Annotated in this window: 14 protein-coding genes; 10 read left to right on the plus strand and 4 right to left on the minus strand. The window is 62.9% G+C overall.

Annotated features, from left to right (window positions below; genetic code table 11):
• Together AB0I57_RS00005 and AB0I57_RS00010 are read left to right on the plus strand one after the other, a co-directional pair.
• On the plus strand, nucleotides 1-3615 hold a 3615-nt coding region (locus AB0I57_RS00005), incomplete at its 5' end, for an amino acid adenylation domain-containing protein (protein ID WP_358328041.1).
• A gap of 222 nt (nucleotides 3616-3837) precedes the next feature.
• Complete coding sequence (locus tag AB0I57_RS00010; RefSeq protein WP_358332967.1) at nucleotides 3838-4767, plus strand: alpha/beta hydrolase family protein; 930 nt, start codon at nucleotides 3838-3840, stop codon at nucleotides 4765-4767.
• Between the two features lie 30 nt (nucleotides 4768-4797).
• On the opposite strand, the gene AB0I57_RS00015 is transcribed toward AB0I57_RS00010, so the two are convergent.
• Together AB0I57_RS00015 and AB0I57_RS00020 are read right to left on the minus strand one after the other, a co-directional pair.
• Nucleotides 4798-5406: a TetR/AcrR family transcriptional regulator gene (locus AB0I57_RS00015; RefSeq protein WP_358328045.1), complete on the minus strand. Its 609-nt coding sequence runs from the start codon at nucleotides 5404-5406 to the stop codon at nucleotides 4798-4800.
• 95 nt (nucleotides 5407-5501) lie between these two features.
• Entirely contained in the window at nucleotides 5502-5744 is a 243-nt protein-coding gene (locus AB0I57_RS00020) for a hypothetical protein (protein ID WP_358328048.1), read from the minus strand.
• Between the two features lie 459 nt (nucleotides 5745-6203).
• Between AB0I57_RS00020 and AB0I57_RS00025 the strand changes: the two genes are divergently transcribed.
• Nucleotides 6204-7097 (plus strand): SAM-dependent methyltransferase, encoded by an 894-nt coding sequence (locus AB0I57_RS00025; protein ID WP_358332970.1) that lies wholly within the window; start codon nucleotides 6204-6206, stop codon nucleotides 7095-7097.
• A 6-nt stretch (nucleotides 7098-7103) separates the two neighbouring features.
• Here AB0I57_RS00025 and AB0I57_RS00030 read toward each other — a convergent pair whose 3' ends face one another.
• Nucleotides 7104-8054: a LysR family transcriptional regulator gene (locus AB0I57_RS00030; protein ID WP_358328050.1), complete on the minus strand. Its 951-nt coding sequence runs from the start codon at nucleotides 8052-8054 to the stop codon at nucleotides 7104-7106.
• A 94-nt stretch (nucleotides 8055-8148) separates the two neighbouring features.
• On the opposite strand from AB0I57_RS00030, the gene mqo reads away from it, so the two are divergent.
• The 6 genes from mqo (at nucleotide 8149) to fdhD (ending at nucleotide 15899) form a co-directional block, all read left to right on the plus strand.
• On the plus strand, nucleotides 8149-9642 hold the full coding sequence (mqo, locus tag AB0I57_RS00035) for a malate dehydrogenase (quinone) (RefSeq protein ID WP_358328053.1): 1494 nt from the start codon (nucleotides 8149-8151) through the stop codon (nucleotides 9640-9642).
• A 150-nt stretch (nucleotides 9643-9792) separates the two neighbouring features.
• Nucleotides 9793-10926, plus strand: coding sequence for a serine hydrolase domain-containing protein (locus AB0I57_RS00040; protein ID WP_358328056.1), 1134 nt, complete (start codon nucleotides 9793-9795; stop codon nucleotides 10924-10926).
• A gap of 130 nt (nucleotides 10927-11056) precedes the next feature.
• Nucleotides 11057-12142 carry an S-(hydroxymethyl)mycothiol dehydrogenase gene (locus AB0I57_RS00045; protein WP_358328058.1) on the plus strand — a complete coding sequence of 362 codons (1086 nt, stop codon included), beginning with the start codon at nucleotides 11057-11059 and terminating at the stop codon, nucleotides 12140-12142.
• A complete protein-coding gene (locus AB0I57_RS00050; protein WP_358328061.1) occupies nucleotides 12139-12765 on the plus strand; it encodes an MBL fold metallo-hydrolase in 627 nt (208 codons plus the stop codon). The genes AB0I57_RS00045 and AB0I57_RS00050 overlap by 4 nt, the downstream gene beginning before the upstream one ends.
• A gap of 9 nt (nucleotides 12766-12774) precedes the next feature.
• Nucleotides 12775-15078 carry an FdhF/YdeP family oxidoreductase gene (locus AB0I57_RS00055; RefSeq protein WP_358328064.1) on the plus strand — a complete coding sequence of 768 codons (2304 nt, stop codon included), beginning with the start codon at nucleotides 12775-12777 and terminating at the stop codon, nucleotides 15076-15078.
• Entirely contained in the window at nucleotides 15078-15899 is an 822-nt protein-coding gene (gene fdhD, locus AB0I57_RS00060; protein WP_358328067.1) for a formate dehydrogenase accessory sulfurtransferase FdhD, read from the plus strand. The genes AB0I57_RS00055 and fdhD overlap by 1 nt, the downstream gene beginning before the upstream one ends.
• An 8-nt stretch (nucleotides 15900-15907) precedes the next feature.
• Here fdhD and AB0I57_RS00065 read toward each other — a convergent pair whose 3' ends face one another.
• Entirely contained in the window at nucleotides 15908-16678 is a 771-nt protein-coding gene (locus AB0I57_RS00065) for an IclR family transcriptional regulator (RefSeq protein WP_358328070.1), read from the minus strand.
• Between the two features lie 173 nt (nucleotides 16679-16851).
• Between AB0I57_RS00065 and AB0I57_RS00070 the strand changes: the two genes are divergently transcribed.
• A complete protein-coding gene (locus AB0I57_RS00070; protein WP_358328073.1) occupies nucleotides 16852-19056 on the plus strand; it encodes a malate synthase G in 2205 nt (734 codons plus the stop codon).
• The last annotated feature ends 113 nt before the right edge of the window (nucleotides 19057-19169 follow it).

Raw genomic sequence — 19169 nt, forward strand, 5'->3', positions numbered from 1 at the left:
ACGGCGCCGTTGGCTCGGGATGTGATGGTGGCGTATGCGGCCCGTCGTGCCGGGCATGAGCCGGGGTGGGTTCCGTTGCCGGTGCAGTACGCGGATTTCGCTCTCTGGCAGCGGGAGTTGCTCGGGTCGGAGGATGATCCGGATTCGTTGGCCAGCCGGCAGATCGCGTATTGGGCGGGGGCGTTGGCGGGGTTGCCGGATGTGTTGGGGTTGCCGACGGATCGGCCGCGGCCTGCGGTGCGGTCGGGTGCCGGTGGTTGTGTCGAGTTCGTGGTGTCGGCGGTGACGGCGGGGCGGGTGCAGTCGTGGGCGCAGGAGCGGGGGGCGACCGCGTTCATGGTGGTGCATGCGGCGTTGTCGGTGGTGTTGGCGAAATTGAGTGGTGGTACCGATATCGCGGTGGGGTCGGCGGTCGCGGGCCGGGGTGAGGCGGCGCTCGATGATCTGGTGGGGATGTTCGTGAACACGTTGGTGTTGCGGGTCGAGTGTGATCCGGACCTGTCGTTCACGGAGTTGGTCGAGCGGGTGCGGGAGCGGGATCTCGAGGCGTTCGCGCATGCGGATGTGCCGTTCGAGCGGTTGGTGGAGAGGTTGAATCCGGTTCGGTCGCAGTCGTTCTCGCCTCTGTTTCAGGTGATGTTGGCGTTTCAGAATTATGCCCAGTCGGCGGTGGAGTTGCCGGGGTTGACGGTGTCGCCGGTTCAGGTGGAGTGGGCGGCGGCGCAGTTCGATTTGTCGGTGTCGCTGGGTGAGGTGGCTGGTGGGGGGTATGAGGGGTCGTTGGTGTATGCGGCCGATATTTTCGATGCGGGTACGGCGGCGCAGATTGCGGAGCGGTTCGTGCGGGTGCTCGAGGCGGTGCTCGACGATCCCGCGGTGGCGGTGGGAAATCTGTCGATTCTTGGTGATGTCGAACGGTTCCGGATGGTGTCGGAGTGGAATGACACCGGTCGTGTGGTGCCGGGAGTGTTGTTGCTCGACGGGTTCGCCGAGCAGGTGGTGCGGACGCCGAATGCGGTGGCGGTGGTGTTCGAAGGTGAGTCGTTGACGTATGCGCAGTTCGATGCGCGGGTCAACCAATTGGCGCGGTATCTGATCGATGCCGGGGTGGGTCCGGAGTCGTTGGTGGCGGTCTCGATGCGCCGGTCGTTGGATTTGATGGTCGGGGTTTATGCGGTGTTGCGGGCCGGTGGTGGGTATGTGCCGATCGACCCGGACCAGCCTGGTGAACGTAACGGCTATGTGCTCGATACCGCGGCACCGGTGTGCGTGTTGTCGACGTCCCGGGACGGATTCACCGCGTCCGGACATCGGGTGGTGAACGTCGATGCGGCGGATGTGTCGGGGTATTCGTCGGCGCCGGTGACCGAGTCCGAACTCCTCGGGCCGGTTCGGGCGGACAACACGGCGTACGTGATCTTCACGTCGGGGTCGACCGGTCGCCCGAAGGGGGTGACGGTCACTCACCGGGCGGTGGTCAACCTCGTGTTCTGGAGGATCGCCGACGGTGACTTCACCGACTCCGATGTGGCGGTGTTGAAGACGCCGGTGACGTTCGATGCTTCTCTCTTGGAGTTGTTCCTGCCGTTGGCGGTCGGGGCCCGGGTGGTCATCGCCCGGCCGGACGGGCATCGCGATCCGGAATACCTGCTGTCGCTGATCGAAGATGCCGGTGTCACGGTGGGGGCGTTCGTGCCGTCGATGCTGGCAATGCTCCTGGCGGACCCCGAGGTGCGGATCCCCGATTCGTTGCGGTTGGTGTATGTCGGTGGTGAGGAATTGCCGGTGGATCTGGTCGGGCGTCTGGCGGCGAAGTCGGATGCACGCCTGGACAACTTCTACGGGCCGACCGAGGCGGCGGTCATCGCGACGTCCTACCGGTGTGACGACCGCGATGTGCCGACGGTTCCGATCGGTGCCCCGATATCGAACACCCGAGCGTATGTGCTCGATGCCCGTTTGCAGCCGGTTCCGGTGGGGGTGGCGGGGGAGTTGTATCTGGGTGGGGTGCAGGTGGTCCGCGGGTATCAGGGCAGGGTGGATTTGACGGCGGAGCGGTTCGTGGCGGATCCGTTCGGTGGGCCGGGCGCGCGGTTGTATCGGACGGGGGATCTGGTGCGGTGGAACCGGGACGGGAATCTCGAGTTCTTGGGGCGCACCGATTTTCAGGTGAAGGTGCGGGGTCTGCGGATCGAGTTGGGGGAGATCGAGTCGGTGTTGGTGGCCCAGGATGCGGTCTCGCAGGCTGTGGCGGTGGTGTACGAGAGCGACCTCGGTCAGCAACTCGTCGGGTATGTGGTGCCGGAGACCGGCCGGTCGATCGACACGGAGGCGGTGCGGGAAGCCGTCGGGCGGTCGCTGCCCGCCTACATGGTTCCCTCGGTGCTGATGGTTCTCGACGAGTTCCCGCTGAGCCCCAGCGAGAAGGTGGATCGAAATGGGTTGCCGGCGCCGCAGTGGAAAGCTCGTGAGTTCCGGGCGCCGACGACTCCGGTTCAGGAGATTGTTGCCGGGGTGTTCGCCGAGGTGCTCGGCGTGGAGCGGGTCGGGCTCGATGATGACTTCTTCGCGCTCGGCGGCAACTCGTTGATCGCAACCCGGGTGACCGCCCAGTTGCAAAGCGAACTCGAGATGATGGTGCCGTTGCAGTGGTTCTTCTCCGATTCCACAGTGGAAGCGTTGGCGGGTCGGATCGTCACCGGAGTCGACGGTGCGGCACAGGAGGGCTTCAGTCCGGCTCTCCCCATTCGGGAGGCCGGAACGGGGACGCCACTGTTCTGTATTCATCCGATTGTCGGGCTGTCTTGGTGCTACGCGCGTCTTTCTCAGTACCTCGACGGTTGTATGCCGATCTACGGCATCCAAAGTCCGTCGCTGATCGAGGACAGCTTCCTACCGGAATCACTCGAGGAACTTGCGAACCGCTACATCAGTGAGATTCGCACGATCCGGCCGTGCGGCCCGTACCGGCTGCTCGGCTGGTCGCTGGGTGGCACCATCGCTCACGCGATTGCGGTCCGACTGCAGGCGGAGGGTGAGACCGTCGAGTTGCTGACCATGCTGGACAGCTTTGTGGGGTCAACCGTTGACGAGGACGCCGACGGGTCGGCCGACAGAATCGGCATGAGTGAGTTGCTGAGCGCCTTCGGCGTCGACGTGGATGCTTCGGGAACCAACACCTCCGATCTGAGCCCTGGCGCTGTCGCGGCGGAAGTGGCCAGAATGACGGGGCAGTCCACGGAACGAGCCGAGCAGATCGTTGGGCGGCTTTGGTCTGCTGCGGAGCGCAACTCGCGGCTGATGTCAGAGTATCGACCGAAGCGCTTCAATGGAGACATCGTGTTCTTTACGGCCGCTGCCGACGATTCCACCCATCTGCGGGCCGCACGGGGATGGCGCAAGGCGGTCACGGGAACCGTGTACGAGCACGCGGTGCCGGCCACGCATTGGCAGATGACGTCCCCCGATGCCCTGGCAATCGTCGGTTCGATCTTGAACCGTGCCTTGGACCCGGAAGGCCCGAACTCGAGTGATGCCGTGAGTGAGCGAACACCGAATTCTGTATCGCCTGGTCCGCCGACCGCGCCATCGCGGGTAGCAACAGGAGGGTCCTGAGCGGCAGGCGTCCGGGCGGTTCCGGTGCAGGTTTTCGATGTGGATAGTCGGGGTAATGCAGCACTTGACCGACATGAGTATGCGAAGGCGGTACTGAAGATGCAGGGACGGTCACTTCGGCTGCGGCCGCCGCACCGGCGATGGCTCACGAGCGCCTTGAGTGCGGTGGCTCTCGCAATGAGTTTGACCACGACCTCTCCTGCGAGCGCTGCACCGGAACCGATGCGATTGGCCCCGGCCTCGGCGGCATATGTCGATCACATCGACAAGATCGACGACCGGCGATGGGACATGTATGTCTACTCTCCATCGATGGATCGGGTGATCCCGTTGCAGGTGATTCGGCCGGCCGACGCGAGTGTGCCGAGGCCGACGCTGTATCTACTCAATGGCGCGGGTGGGGGTGAGGACAATGCGAACTGGTTGAACCAGACCGATATCCTCGACTTCCTCGCGGACAAGAATGCAAACGTCGTGATTCCGGCGGAAGGCATCTTTAGTTACTACACCGACTGGGAACGGGATGATCCGGTACTCGGAAGGAACAAGTGGACAACGTTCCTCACCCGTGAACTCCCCCCGGTGATCGATTCCGCACTCGGCGCCGACGGGATCAACGCGATTGCCGGACTGTCGATGTCGGCAACGTCCGTGCTCGACCTCGCCATCCATGCACCGGGTCTGTACAGGGGTGTCGGTTCGTACAGTGGGTGCGCGGAGACGAGCGACTCCCTTGGTCAGGCCTACGTCCGGGCGGTCGTCGAGACGATCGGCGGTGGGGACGCACAGAACATGTGGGGGCCTTATGACGGACCCGGTTGGCGTGAGCACGATCCGTACCTCAACGCCGAGAAGTTGCGTGGGCTAGCCCTCTACATCTCGAACGGCTCCGGTCTTCCCGGCCCGTACGAGGACCCCGCCAATGCATTACCGAATGCGCCGGCCTCGCTGCCGGCTCAGATCGTAGTCGGTGGTGCGATCGAGGCCGCTACCGATGTGTGCACGCATCAACTTGCGGGTCGCCTGCACGAGTTGAACATTCCGGCGACGTTTGCCTTTCGGCCCGTTGGCACACATTCGTGGGGATATTGGCAAGACGATCTGCACAACTCGTGGCCGATGCTGGCGGAGTCGATGGGGCTCCCCGGATAGCTCCCTGGCAAGGTGGTGATCACCCTTGCGTCAGGTGCTACGGAGGCCGTCGAATACGAGATGGACCACCGCATCTGCCAGATCGGCTACCGATCCACCCGTGCGTGGGCGGTACCACTCGATCAGCGAGTTGACCATGCCGAACACGAGACGGCTGGTGAGCGCCGGGTCGATTCCGGGCCGCAGGTCCCCCTCCTGGGCCGCCGCGACAACTAGGTCGCTGACGAACGCGTCGAACTCGCGGCGGCGGGCGAGAGCATGACGTTCCACCGTGGTGTTCCCGCGCACACGCAACAACAGGGTGACGTACGGGAGCTCCTCGGCGAGGACTTCGACGCTGCGGCGGACGAGGTACTCGAGCCTATCGATGTACCGGCCCGTCGTGACCTGTTCTTCGGTAGTGACAGCGAAGAGAGCGTTCAGTGCGCGAGTCAAGGCCAGTTCGAGTAATTCCGATTTGCCGGACACGTGGTGATAGATCGACGACTTCGTGATTCCCAAGCGTTGGGCGAGTACCTCCATGCTGGTGCCGTCGTAGCCCTTGTCGTTGAAGACCGTTACGGCGACAGCGAGCAGCGATTCGAGGTCATAACCAGGACGTCCAGGGCCGGTCTTGCGTGCGGGGTATGCCGCGGACATGGGCGCAATCCTTCCAGCTGTGAACTCCAGCCCTTCGGCACAGCGCTCACCACCCGCCGAACTACCGAAGGTTCGGTTGGGAAAAGGATAGCCGACTAATCGAACAGTGTGGGCGCATCTCCCGCCGGCTCGTCACCTGCGGTACCTGACGATTCGGCCTTCCCCGTCTGTCCGGTCGCCTTCCGCACCACCGAAAGGGCTGTCGTCCGGACCGAGAGTCGGTGGCCGTCCGGATGCTGGAGAGAAGCCATCCCCTTGCTTACTTCCACCACCAGCCAGGGACCGGCGTGGCCGGATGCCTGAACCAGATCGCCCACCTGTATCTGTACGGCTACCACCGCTTCCTCCCAAGATTTAGTGCGTCAGCCTGTGCCCAGCGTAGCGACATCTGGCCCAGCCTAGCGGTATCGGCCCAGGTTGGCGACAGGGAAAGTGTGACACCTCGAGGAATTCTGCGTCGCAGGCACAGTGATCATCGAGTGGGAATGCCTTCTCGTGAACACTTCACGGGGAAGGGAAATTTCGGACGTACTGCACCACGGCAACGGTTCACGACGTGAGTAGCGAGTGCCGGCTGAGAGATTCCTGAGCGCGAATTGACCGCGGCGCGACTCCTGCGGATCCTGGACACAGGTACTCGTGAGCTGAATTCCAGGTATTGACGGCTTCGGGGCGTACTCGGTGGCTCTTGACTACTCCGTCGGCACGCTCTGGTGTTTGCGGCGGTCGCAACTGCCGAGATCGAGAGGACTGAAATGGTACGCACAGACGACGACACTTGGGACATCGCCACCACCATGGGCGCTACCGCTGTGATGACGGCGATGGCTCGCGCCGATGAAACCAACAGTGACAACCCACTGATCCGCGACCAGTTCGCCGAGCCGCTGGTGGCAACTCCGCAGCTCGCGCACGTGTGCGAGCAGGTGTCGTCGATGTGGGCTGATGCGGGTGATGCCGACCGCCAGCAGGCAGTCGACCATCTAGCGGTAAGAACACACTTTTTCGACGCGTTTTTCACCGAAGCCGCCGAGGCGGGCATCGGCCAGCATGTCATCTTGGCTTCCGGTCTTGATTCGCGTCCCTACCGCCTGAACTGGCCCGCCGACACCGTGGTCTACGACAACGACGTGCCCGCGGTGCTGGAGTACAAGGCCGCCACCCTGCGCGCCTACGGCGCCGAACCGACCGCGACTCTGCGCGAAGTGGGCGTGGACCTGCGCCACGACTGGCCCGCGGCGTTGCTCAAAGCAGGATTTGACCCCACCCGGGCCACGGCATGGCTTGCAGAAGGGCTACTGCCATTTTTGCGGGGCGCCGCCCAAGAGGCGATGTTCGCCAACATGCATCGGCTGAGTGCGGGTGGCAGTCGAGCGGCAGTCGAGGTGTTACACATTGATGACCAGCGGCGCCGAGAGGTCGAACAGCAATGGCACAAAGAACGTCTCGCGCGCGAACAGCGTGGTGAAGACGTGTCCTTCGATCATCCATTCCGGCTCTGGTACGGCGATGAGGGCCGCCCCGACTGTGTCCAGTGGTTCGACTCGCATGGCTGGACGGCACAATCCGTCGACAGCCGCCAGGAGGCACAGCGGCTGGGTCGAACCATCCCGCCACCCAGCAGTGACCAGCCGTTCTTCGGTGCCTTCAACACTTCATTCGTCACTGTCGAATTGCCGGTACAACCTTAACGCTGTCTAGCCTCGAAATTTCATGGCACTGGCGGGGTTTGGATTGATGGATGTTGCCGCAATGAATTTGTCGGCGTGTGTGGTGATGTGGTGGTGCAAGCGCGTGACAGTCGGAGACAAGCGATGGTTTCCTGTCGCAAGTCCGATGGTTCGGTCGGTGATACCGGATACCGGTATCGTCACCAGGTCAGGGGACGCGGTCTCGGCCGCCGGTAGAAGGGCGATGCCGAGGCCATGCGTGACGAGGACTCTGATCGTCTCGAACTCGCTGATCTCGAACGCTATGTGGGGAGTGAACCCTGCTTCAGCGCAGCATGATTCGAGATATTGACGTATGTGATACGACGGCGGGCTTGCGATGAAGTGTTCCTGGGACAATTCGGTGAGGTCGACCCGGCTGCGATCGCCGAGTCGGTGAGTTGCGGCCACATGCAGCAGAAGCGGTTGGTGGCCGAGGACGGTGACGGGCAGATCGTCTGGTGGCGGGATCATCACGGCGAGGTCGAGTCGGCCGTCGCGGACCATCTCCGCGAGCGCTTCTCCGTGGGCCTGGACCAGCTGCAACCGGATCCGAGGTGCCGAACGGTGAAACCCGGCCAACAGTGACGGGATGCTGACCGGGCCCAAGGTGAGGGGGAATCCGAATCGCACGAAGCCGCATTCAGGATCGGCGTGGCTACGGACCGTGCTGATCGCATCGTCGAGGTTGCGGACCAACTCACGAGTGCGTTCGTGGAGTTCGCGTCCGGCAGTCGTCAGTGCGACACCTCGACCTGCTGGCTGAAAGAGCGATACGCCGATCGCCTGTTCCAGCGCTTTGAGGCGGCGGCTCAACGATGATTGCGGTACGCCCAGCTGATCTGCCGCGCGAGTGATGTGTCCCTCCCTGGCCGCAGTGTCGAACGCTGCCAGCAGCGGTACTACGGCTGAAACCTCATCGGACAGAAACCAATCCACATTCGGATCATATACGGGTGATTTCCTCATTGGACGGATCGGTACAGGCCGGGCACGCTGGGACCAACATCGGCACCAGGAGCGGAGGTTGGTCGTGAAGGAACGTCAGCGGCGCGGTGAGTCAGCGGATATCGGTGCAGAGTTCGATGTCGTCCTGATCGGCGGGGGCATCATGTCAGCGACACTGGGTGCGCTGCTCTCCCGAGTCCAGCCTGATTGGTCGGTGATCGTTCTCGAACGCCTCGATCAGGTTGCCGGAGAGAGTTCGGCGCCCTGGAACAACGCCGGCACCGGGCATGCCGGGCTGTGCGAACTCAACTACATGCCCGACCCGGGTGACCCGGCCAGGGCGGAACAGATCGGGCGCCACTTCCAACTCTCGCGGCAATTCTGGGCGTCGCTCGTCGAGTCCGGTGATCTGCCCGCCCCGGCGACCTTCGTGAACCCGACACCGCACATGAACGTTGTGTTCGGTGCGCGTGATGTGGCCTACCTACGGAAACGATTCAGTACGCTTCGTCGATCCCCGATGTTCTCAGCGATGGAGTACAGCGAGGACCGGGAGGTAATTCGCCGGTGGGTTCCGCTGATAATGGAGGGCAGAACCGACACCGAACCCGTCGCTGCGACTCGCTACGAGGCAGGCACGGATGTCGAATTCGGCACCCTGACCCGCGACCTCGTCAACATGATGGAAACCCGTGGCGCACGGGTGCGAACACGCCACGAGGTGACAGGTCTGCGCCGCGAACCAGACGGACGGTGGACTGTGACCGGCCGCGACCACGGCGACGGTGGATACTTCTCCTTGCGATCTCGGTTCGTGTTCGTCGGAGCCGGGGGCTATGCCCTCAAACTCCTACAGAAAGCACGAATTCCGGAGATCCGAGGTTATGCGGTGTTCCCGATCGGGGCGCAGTTCCTACGCACCGACAACCGCGGCCTCGTGGAGCGTCACGACGCGAAGGTCTACGGCCAAGCCGATGTCGGCGCCCCACCGATGTCCGTGCCGCACCTCGACAAGCGCGTGATCGACGGCAGCGGCTCGCTGATGTTCGGCCCCTACGCCACCTTCAGTACTCGGCTACTCAAACATGGCAGCCTCTCCGATCTGTTCACCACGGTCAGGCTGCACAATATTGCACCCCTCATCGCGGTCGGCCTACAGAATCTGTCGCTGGTGCGTTACCTCGTCAGCCAGCTCCTGGCATCACACAGCCGAAAACTGCGTCAGTTGAAACGCTTCTTTCCCACCGCGGACGACACCGACTGGACCCTGATCACTGCGGGCCAGCGGGCCCAGCTGATCAAACCGCACCCCCGCAAGATCGGCGTTCTGACATTCGGCACAGAGGTCGTCACTGCTGCCGACGGAACCATCGCAGGGCTCCTAGGTGCTTCACCGGGAGCCTCGATCGCCCCCGCCGCGATGCTCGACGTTCTCGACAGCTGCTTCCCCGACAGAATCCGGCAATGGAGGCCAACGCTGCAGCAGATGATGCCTGGCATCGACAACCCTGTCGACGCTGATCAAACCACCGTAGACGCCAACCTCGATCGCACCGGTCGCATCCTCGGCGTTGCATGACTCTTGGGGACCACCGCCGGAACCGCCTGAGCAGATGCCAGGTCCGCCGGAAGTGGAACCACGTTTCGGCAGCCCCGGACCGGACGGGGAATCTAGAGTGAACCCAATGCCAGGATCAATTCTGTTTCGACTGGTGGAGATGAATAGTTGATGACCGAACTCGGGGGCCACTGCGACAGCCGCTTCGCGGCGCTGCGGGACGCGTTGAAGAAAAATCTCGATTCTGGCGCGGATCTCGGCGCCTCGATCGTCGTCACCTTGGACGGAGAACCTGTAGTCGACATGTGGGGTGGGTGGTCGGATGCGAACCGCACCACCGAATGGGGCCGAGACACCATTACCGCTGTGTTCTCGTCCACCAAGACGGTCACCGCACTGGCAGCACTGGTGCTCGTCGACCGTGGACTGTTGGACGTGTATGCGCCTGTCGCGCGGTACTGGCCGGAATTCGCTGCTCGAGGAAAGGAACGCGTGGAGGTCAGGCACCTCCTCTCGCACACCTCTGGTGTCCCGGGCTGGGATCAGCCGGTCTCGGGTGAGGACCTCTACGACGTTGCGGAGTCGACGAAACGGCTTGCCGCGCAATCTCCGTGGTGGGAACCTGGGACCGCATCCGGGTACCACGCGCAGAGTTACGGACATTTGATCGGCGAGTTGATCCGTCGCATCGACGGCCGCATGCTCGGGCGTTTCGTCGCTGAAGAGATCACCGGACCGCTGGGCGCCGACTTCCATATCGGACTGGACCCCTCCGAGTTCGGTCGGGTGTCCAACGTGGTCCCGCCGCCTTCTCCTCCGACCGCCCGTACCGATCACGACAGCGTCGCCTTCAGGGCGCTCAATGGTCCGACCCCTTACGCCACAGACTCCTGGTCCAGGGAGTTCAGGACTAGCGAAAACGGTGCAGGCTCGGGTCACGGTAACGCACGATCACTTGCCCGCATCCACTCCGTAGTCGCGTGCGGTGGCGAAGTCGACGGCGTCCGCCTGCTGACTCCTGACACAATCGCGTTGATCTTCGAAGAGCAGTCGAACGGTGTCGACCTCGTTCTGGAGAAACCGATTCGATTCGGGATCGGATATGGGCTGCCGACGCCTGCGTCAGTGCCGTTCGTTCCGGAAGGGCGGATCTGCTTCTGGGGCGGTTGGGGTGGCTCCGAGATCGTCATCGACACCGAACGCCGCATGACCATGGCATACGTGATGAATCGGATGAGTTCGGCGCTCATCGGTTCGAACCGCACAGCCCAGTACGTAGAGGCGACCTTCGACTCCCTGGGATGACCGATTCGCGGCCCGGGCACCCACCCGCCAGAGACCGGTACTTCCGCCGCGACCGAACCGTAGGGTTTGAGGGGAGGCGCACATTGAAATGCTCCGATCCCACAACCGATCGACTGAAGGACCAAGACCAATGCCGCAGCAGGTTCGAGGCGTCATCGCCCGCTCGAAGGGGGCCCCTGTCGAGATCGCGACCATCAACATTCCTGACCCAGGACCCGGCGAGGTGATCGTCGATATCGCCACCTGCGGGGTCTGCCACACGGACCTGACCTACCGCGACGGTGGCATCAACGACGAGTTTCCGTTCCTGCTGGGCCACGAGGCTGCGGGCACCGTGGAGAGCGTCGGCGAGGGCGTCGACTCCGTTCAGGTCGGGGACTTCGTCGTCCTCAATTGGCGTGCCGTGTGCGGTCAGTGTCGCGCGTGCAAGCGCGGCCGCCCGCAGTACTGTTTCGACACCTTCAACGCGTCGCAGAAGATGACACTCGAGGACGGCACCGAACTCACCCCGGCACTGGGAATCGGCGCGTTTGCCGACAAGACCCTCGTCCACGCAGGCCAGTGCACCAAGGTGGACCCGTCGGCGGATCCGGCCGTCGTCGGATTGCTGGGTTGCGGTGTCATGGCCGGTTTCGGTGCAGCCGTGAACACCGGAAACGTTGGCCGTGGTGACAGTGTTGCCGTCATCGGGTGCGGTGGCGTCGGTGACGCCGCCATCATGGGTGCGCGCCTCGCAGGGGCGTCGACGATCATCGCGATCGATCGTGACGACAAGAAGCTCGACTGGGCACGGGATCTCGGTGCCACTCATACGATCAACGGTTCCAAGGTCGATGTCGTCGACGCGGTGCAGGAAGTGACAGGCGGATTCGGCGCGGACGTGGTGGTCGACGCGGTGGGTCGTCCGGAAACCTGGAAGCAGGCGTTCTACGCTCGTGACCTCGCGGGAACAGTGGTCCTGGTCGGCGTGCCCACACCCGACATGACTATCGAGATGCCTCTGGTCGACTTCTTCTCTCGCGGCGGCGCACTCAAGTCGTCGTGGTACGGGGACTGCCTGCCCGAGCGGGATTTCCCCATGCTCGTCGACCTGTACCGACAGGAGCGTCTGCCTCTGGAGAAATTCGTGACCGAACGCATCGCTATCGACCAGGTCGAAGAAGCGTTCCATACGATGCACGCCGGTGAAGTGCTGCGCTCGGTGGTCGTCCTGTGAGCGGCAAATTTCGGATCGAACGTGTTGTCACCGAAGGAACCTTCACCCTCGACGGTGGAACGTGGAACGTCGACAACAACATCTGGCTTATCGGCGACGACACCGAAGTCGTGATAGTCGATGCGGCGCACGATGCGTCGCCGATCATCGATGCGGTCGGCGGCCGCCACGTCAACGCAATCATCTGCACCCACGGTCACAACGATCACGTCACTGTCGCACCGGAACTCGCCACCCGGCTGGACGCTCCGGTGTACCTGCACCCCGGCGACAACGTGCTGTGGAATATGACACATCATGGGGAGCCGTACCGCCATCTCGAGGACGAGCAGCGTATCTCCGTTGCGGGCACCACCATCGAGGTGATCCATACCCCGGGCCACTCGCCGGGGTCGTCCTGCCTGTATTTGCCGGATGCTCGAGCGCTGTTCTCCGGCGACACCCTGTTCTCCGGAGGCCCGGGTGCAACAGGCCGGTCGTATTCCGACTTCCCGACGATCATCGGCTCGATCCGCGATCGACTGTTCATCCTGCCCGAAGAAACGCTGGTTCACACAGGGCATGGTGATGGCACCACGATCGGCACCGAAGCTCCGCACCTAGAGGAATGGCTACGCGGGTAAACTCGCGGAATGAGCAGCGCCGACAAATTCACTTTCGACGAGAACGATGTCGTCGTCACGCCTGAGAAGTCCTATGCGGCGGGTATTCCCGCGGTGTTGGTCTCGCTTCGTCGAGGCGTCGAGCAGATGGGTTCCCTTCGGACCTTACGTACGTTGTCGAAGCTGAATCAGCGCCAGGGGTTCGACTGTCCCGGGTGTGCGTGGCCGGAGACTCCTGGGCACCGTAAGCACATCGAGTTCTGCGAGAACGGCGTGAAGGCGGTTGCAGAGGAGGCCACGACTCGCAAGATCACTTCCGAGTTCTTCGCCCGGTATTCGGTGGCAGAGCTGCTGGGAAAGACCGAGTACTGGCTGGGACAGCAAGGGCGGCTGACGCATCCGATGGTGCTGCGCCCAGGCGCGACGCACTATGAACCGCTGGGCTGGGATGCGGCGTTCACGTTGATTGCCGACAAGTTGCGTGCGCTGAGATCTCCACACGAGGCTGTCTTCTATACCTCTGGTCGCACGTCGAACGAGGCAGCGTTCCTGTATCAGTTGATGATTCGCTCTTTCGGGACCAACAATATGCCGGACTGCTCGAACATGTGCCACGAGTCCACGAGTTCGGCGTTGTCGGAGTCGATCGGGATCGGAAAGGGCTCTGTATCGGTTCCTGACATCGAGTCCGCCGACCTGATCTTGATCGCGGGACAGAACCCGGGCACCAACCACCCCCGCATGCTCTCGACCCTCGAGCGCGCGAAGGCGAACGGGGCTAGAGTGATTGCGATCAACCCACTGCTCGAGGCGGGTCTGATGCGATTCAAGGATCCGCAGAAGGTGCACGGGCTGATCGGTGACGGGATCGCGATCGCCGACGAGTACCTGCAGATTCGGATAGGTGGCGACCAGGCCCTGTTCCAAGGGCTGGGCAGGCTGCTGCTCGAGGAGGAAGACCGCAACCCGGGCACCGTACTCGACCGCGAGTTCATCGACCGGCACACCGCAGGGTTCGAGGAGTATGCCGCGCATGTTCGTGGGGTCGATCTGAAAACCGTGACCCAGGCGACGGGCCTGGCGCTCGAACAGATCCAGCGAACTGCGGAGGCGTTGATCGCGTCGAAGAAGACGATCATCTGTTGGGCCATGGGGCTGACCCAGCATACACACGCGGTTGCGACGATCCAGGATGCTGCGAACTTGCTGCTGCTGCAGGGAATGATCGGAAAGCCGGGTGCCGGCCTGTGCCCGGTCCGGGGTCACTCCAATGTTCAGGGTGACCGGACGATGGGGATCTGGGAGAAGATGCCCGAGTCCTTTCTCGCCGCTCTCGACAAGGAGTTCGGCATCATCTCCCCGCGAGGAGACGGACTCGACTCGGTCGGCTCGATTCGAGCCATGCGTGACGGCAAGGTGTCGGTATTCGTCGGGATGGGCGGCAACTTCGTCGCGGCCACCCCGGATACCGAGGTCACCGAATCGGCAATTCGCCAGTGCGGGCTGACGGTGCAGGTGTCGACGAAACTCAACCGCAGTCATCTCGTCACCGGTGAAACCGCGTTGATCCTGCCGTCGCTCGGGCGTACCGACCGCGACATCCAGGCGAGCGGCAAGCAAAAGGTGTCCGTGGAGGATTCGATGTCGGTGGTGCATCTCTCCCGCGGCAACCTCCAACCAGCCAGTGAACATCTGCGCAGTGAGGTCGCCATCGTTTGTGGGATCGCGACAGCGCTGTTCGGCACGGATCACTCGGTTCCCTGGCAGGAGTTTGCCGCCGATTACGATCGGATTCGTGATTCGATCGCTCGCGTGATTCCCGGGTTCGAGGACTTCAACCGGAGGGTACGGCAACCGGACGGGTTCGCATTGCCGCATCCGCCTCGGGACGAACGGCGATTCAGCACGTCGACGGGGAAGGCGAATTTCACCGTCAACGAGTTGTCATGGCTGCCGGCTCCAGAGGGCCGACTGATTCTGCAGACGATGCGCAGCCACGACCAGTACAACACCACGATCTACGGCCTCGACGATCGCTATCGCGGAGTCAAGGGTGGGCGTCGCGTACTGTTCATCCACCCTGACGACATCGCCGCCTTCGGTGGGGCAGCCGGTGATCGGGTGGACTTGGTCTCCGAATGGACCGATTCCGAAGGAAAGGTGCAGGAGCGCCGCGCCGACGATTTTCGGCTGGTGCCGTTCCAGACTCCGGTAGGAAACGTGGCCGCCTATTATCCGGAGACGAACTCGCTGATTCCGCTCGATCACGTGGCGAGGAAATCGAATACACCGGTGTCCAAGGCGATCACGATCCGTCTGGAGCGGAGACACTGATGGGCCGTGTCACGACTCGCACTCCGGTCACCCGGATCAGTGGAACGCGACAATCGACCCGCCCGGATACCGTGGTGGTGGAAGAGCCACTAGAAATCCGTTTGAACGGACGACCACTGGCCGTGACCATGAGGACTCCCGGGTCCGATGTCGAACTGGCCCAGGGATTTCTACTGACCGAGGGGATAATCTCGGATCGTTCGGACATCGTGTCGATTCGCTTCTGCAACAGCGTCGACGAATACGGGGTGAACACATACAACGTCCTCGACGTCGAACTCGCGCCGACAGTGACGCCACCCGAGACCGGGATCGAGCGCAATTTCTATACCACCTCTTCGTGTGGGGTATGCGGAAAGGCGTCGTTGGATGCGATCCGGCAGCGGACCCGGCACTCACCGGCCGACGATGCGGTGCGGATTCCGGCCGCAACGCTCGCCGAGTTGCCGGATGTCTTGCGGTCGGCCCAGCGAGTATTCGATGTCACCGGTGGTTTGCATGCAGCCGGGTTGTATTCGCGTACTGGTGAATTGCTCGCGAGCCGGGAAGATGTCGGCAGGCACAACGCGGTCGACAAATTGGTCGGGTGGGCAACTGAGCAAAGCCTTCTTCCGCTGCGGGGAACCGTAATGCTCGTCAGCGGCAGGGCTTCGTTCGAGTTGGTGCAGAAGGCGGTGATGGCGGGCACTCCCGTGCTTGCCGCCGTGTCCGCGCCTTCGTCGCTCGCCATCGACCTTGCCCGTGACGCGGGCCTCACCCTCATCGGGTTTCTGCGTGACTCCACGATGAACATCTATGCCCACCCGGAACGCATCACCTGACCCGGCGACTACAGCGCTGCGTTCTTGTCGAACTCCGTGGCGAGTTCCTTCGCGACCCGCGCGAGAAGCGGAACGATGTGGTCTGCCGACTCGATGGTGACGCGGGCTGCGGGCCCGGAGACGGAGATCGCGGTAGGTGTGGGTGCGTTGGGTACCGGAACGGAGAAGCATCGGACGCCGATCTCGAGTTCACCTTCGTCGATCGCGTACCCGCGCTTCCGGCTCAATTCCAGATCCGAGATGAGTGAGTCCGGGTCCGTCAACGAATTCTCGGTATAGGTCGGCATGCCTACCCGGCCCACGAGCGAGCGAACCGCCTCGTTGGACATTTGCATGAGTAGGGCCTTGCCGACACCTGTGCAGTGCGTGTACACACGGCGGCCGACCTCCGTAAACATTCGCATCGCGTGTTCGGACGGGACCTGTGCGACGTAGACGGCCATGGTTCCGTCGAGGACGGCCATGTTCGCTGTCTCGCCGGTGCCTCTCACCAGTTCCGACAGATGAGGGCGGGACCAGGCGCCGATCAGCTGAGTGGCACTCTCGCCGAGCCGAATAAGTTTTGGGCCAAGGGCATACCGTCGATTCGGCAGTTGCCGGACATACCCGCGATTCATCAGTGTGCGGATGAGCCGGTGGATCGTCGGGAGGGGCAGACCGGCCATGTCGGCGAGTTCGCTGACTCCGATGGAACCGCCGGCGCTCGCCATGATCTCGAGAATGTCGAATGCGCGTTCGACCGACTGCACTCCACCGGCCGGATTCTGACCGTTCGACATGTCTGGCTCCATCTTCTGGTGTTACCACGGTCACTCAGCGCGCATGATCACGCCGCACGGCGGCCCCGTGTGTTGACAGGACACCGCCGACAAGGTTTTCTCTATGTCAAGATACGAAACAGTGTTTCCGTATCATGGAAGTTATCACAAAGTGCGGAAGGGTGAGGCGTTTCATGACTGAGCGTGTTCAGGTCGGCGGTCTTCAGGTCGCGAAGGTGCTCTACGACTTCGTCGGAAACGAGGCGCTGCCTGGTACCGGCGTGGACGTCGATGCGTTCTGGGCCGGTGCGGACAAGGTGATCAACGAGCTGGCACCGAAGAACCGGGATCTGCTCGCCATCCGTGAGGACCTTCAGACGAAGATTGATTCCTGGCATCGTGATCGAGCGGGCAAGCCGATCGATCAGGACGAGTACCAGGCGTTTCTCACCGAGATCGGGTACCTCGTACCCGCCCCCGAACCGTTCGAGGTGACCACTGCGAACGTGGACACCGAGATCGCCTCGACTGCGGGTCCGCAGTTGGTGGTCCCAGTTCTCAACGCTCGCTTCGCTTTGAACGCATCCAACGCGCGGTGGGGGTCACTCTACGACGCGCTGTATGGCACCAATGCCATTTCCGAGGACGATGGTGCGGAAAAGGGAAAGGGGTACAACAAGGTCCGAGGCGACAAGGTCATCGCTTGGGCGCGCGACTTCCTCGATACCGCCGCTCCGCTCGCCTCCGGCTCGCATGCGGATTCAACCAGGTACTTCGTTGACGGAACCAGCCTGTCCATCACTCTTGCAGATGGCAGCACCACCACTTTGGCAGAGCCGAGTGCATTCGTCGGGTATCTGGGAGAGAAGGATTCTCCCACCAGCGTGTTGCTGCGCCACAACGGCCTGCACGCCGAGATTCAGATCGATCCGAACTCCCCGATCGGGTCCACCGACCCGGCCGGGGTCAAGGACGTGGTCCTCGAGTCGGCGGTCACCACGATCATGGACTTCGAGGACTCGGTCGCTGCTGTCGATGCCGATGACAAGGTGATCGGCTACCGCAATTGGCTGGGCCTGAACCGCGGCGACCTCGAGGCCGAGATGACCAAGGCCGGAAAGCCGTTCACCCGTAGGTTGAATCCCGATCGCATCTACGCCGCACCCGACGGTGGTGACTTGGTGTTGCACGGACGGTCGTTGCTGTTCGTCCGCAACGTCGGACACCTGATGACGAATCCGGCGATCCTCGACGCAGAGGGCCGAGAGGTGCCCGAGGGCATCATGGATGCACTGATCACCTCTCTCTGCGCCATTCACGGCCAGTCCGTCTCCGAGGCGACGGGCCCCTTGGCCAACTCCCGTACCGGGTCGATCTACATCGTGAAACCCAAGCAGCACGGCCCCGACGAGGTTGCGTTCACCACGGAACTCTTCGGCCGCGTCGAAGATGTGTTGGGCCTTCCCGCCAACACGATCAAGGTCGGGATCATGGACGAGGAACGACGCACCACGGTCAACCTGGCCGCCTGCATCAAGGAAGCGGCGCAGCGAGTGGTGTTCATCAACACCGGGTTCCTCGACCGCACCGGCGACGAGATCCACACCTCGATGGAGGCTGGGCCGATGGTCCGCAAGGGCGCCATGAAGACGCAGAAGTGGATCGCCGCGTACGAGGACTGGAACGTCGACACCGGCCTGGCTGCCGGCCTGCAGGGGCGGGCTCAGATCGGTAAAGGCATGTGGGCAATGACCGAGCTGATGGCCGAGATGCTCGAACAGAAGATCGGCCACCCGAAGGCCGGCGCGAACACCGCGTGGGTTCCGTCGCCGACCGGGGCGACGTTGCACGCTACCCACTACCACCACGTTGATGTCTTCGCTGTTCAGGACGGGTTGAAGGGCCACCCGCGGGCGACCCTCGAGGGAATCCTCACCGTGCCCGTCGCCGAGGACACCAACTGGTCCGAGGCGGAAAAGCGCGAGGAACTCGACAACAACTGCCAGTCGATCCTCGGGTATGTGGTGCGATGGATCGACGCTGGTGTCGGCTGCTCGAAGGTTCCCGACATCCACGATGTCGACCTGATGGAAGACCGGGCCACCCTCCGCATCTCCAGCCAGCTTCTCGCGAACTGGATACGCCACAGCATCGTCACCGAAGGGGATGTGGTCGCTTCTCTCGAACGGATGGCGCCAGTGGTCGACCGGCAGAACGAGGGTGACCCCACCTATCGTCCGATGGCTCCGGATTTCGACTCGAGCATCGCCTTCCAAGCAGCCAAGGAGCTCATCCTCGAAGGCGCCAAGCAGCCCTCCGGGTACACCGAACCGATCCTGCATCGCCGTCGGCGCGAATACAAAGCCGCTGCGGCCGCAGCATCGTCAGCCTCCGCCTGACCCCGATACGGAGTACTTCTCGGGCCGCGCATGGCCCGAGAAGTGCTCTCGGTGGCGGCCTCCGGGTCGCAGCGGGCGCCGCTACTCTGGGTTGCGGAGCGTGAGGAGCAACA

Source organism: Rhodococcus sp. NPDC049939 (genome assembly GCF_040656415.1).
Classification (GTDB): Bacteria; Actinomycetota; Actinomycetes; order Mycobacteriales; family Mycobacteriaceae; genus Rhodococcus_F.

What these genes read in the sequence shown, in the direction of transcription:
- AB0I57_RS00010 (WP_358332967.1), top strand. Translation starts at nt 3,838, where the DNA reads ATGCGATTGGCCCCGGCCTCGGCGGCATATGTCGATCACATCGACAAG.
- AB0I57_RS00015 (WP_358328045.1), bottom strand. Translation starts at nt 5,406, where the DNA reads ATGTCCGCGGCATACCCCGCACGCAAGACCGGCCCTGGACGTCCTGGT.
- AB0I57_RS00025 (WP_358332970.1), top strand. Translation starts at nt 6,204, where the DNA reads ATGGGCGCTACCGCTGTGATGACGGCGATGGCTCGCGCCGATGAAACC.
- AB0I57_RS00040 (WP_358328056.1), top strand. Translation starts at nt 9,793, where the DNA reads ATGACCGAACTCGGGGGCCACTGCGACAGCCGCTTCGCGGCGCTGCGG.
- AB0I57_RS00045 (WP_358328058.1), top strand. Translation starts at nt 11,057, where the DNA reads ATGCCGCAGCAGGTTCGAGGCGTCATCGCCCGCTCGAAGGGGGCCCCT.
- AB0I57_RS00055 (WP_358328064.1), top strand. Translation starts at nt 12,775, where the DNA reads ATGAGCAGCGCCGACAAATTCACTTTCGACGAGAACGATGTCGTCGTC.
- fdhD (WP_358328067.1), top strand. Translation starts at nt 15,078, where the DNA reads ATGGGCCGTGTCACGACTCGCACTCCGGTCACCCGGATCAGTGGAACG.
- AB0I57_RS00065 (WP_358328070.1), bottom strand. Translation starts at nt 16,678, where the DNA reads ATGTCGAACGGTCAGAATCCGGCCGGTGGAGTGCAGTCGGTCGAACGC.
- AB0I57_RS00070 (WP_358328073.1), top strand. Translation starts at nt 16,852, where the DNA reads ATGACTGAGCGTGTTCAGGTCGGCGGTCTTCAGGTCGCGAAGGTGCTC.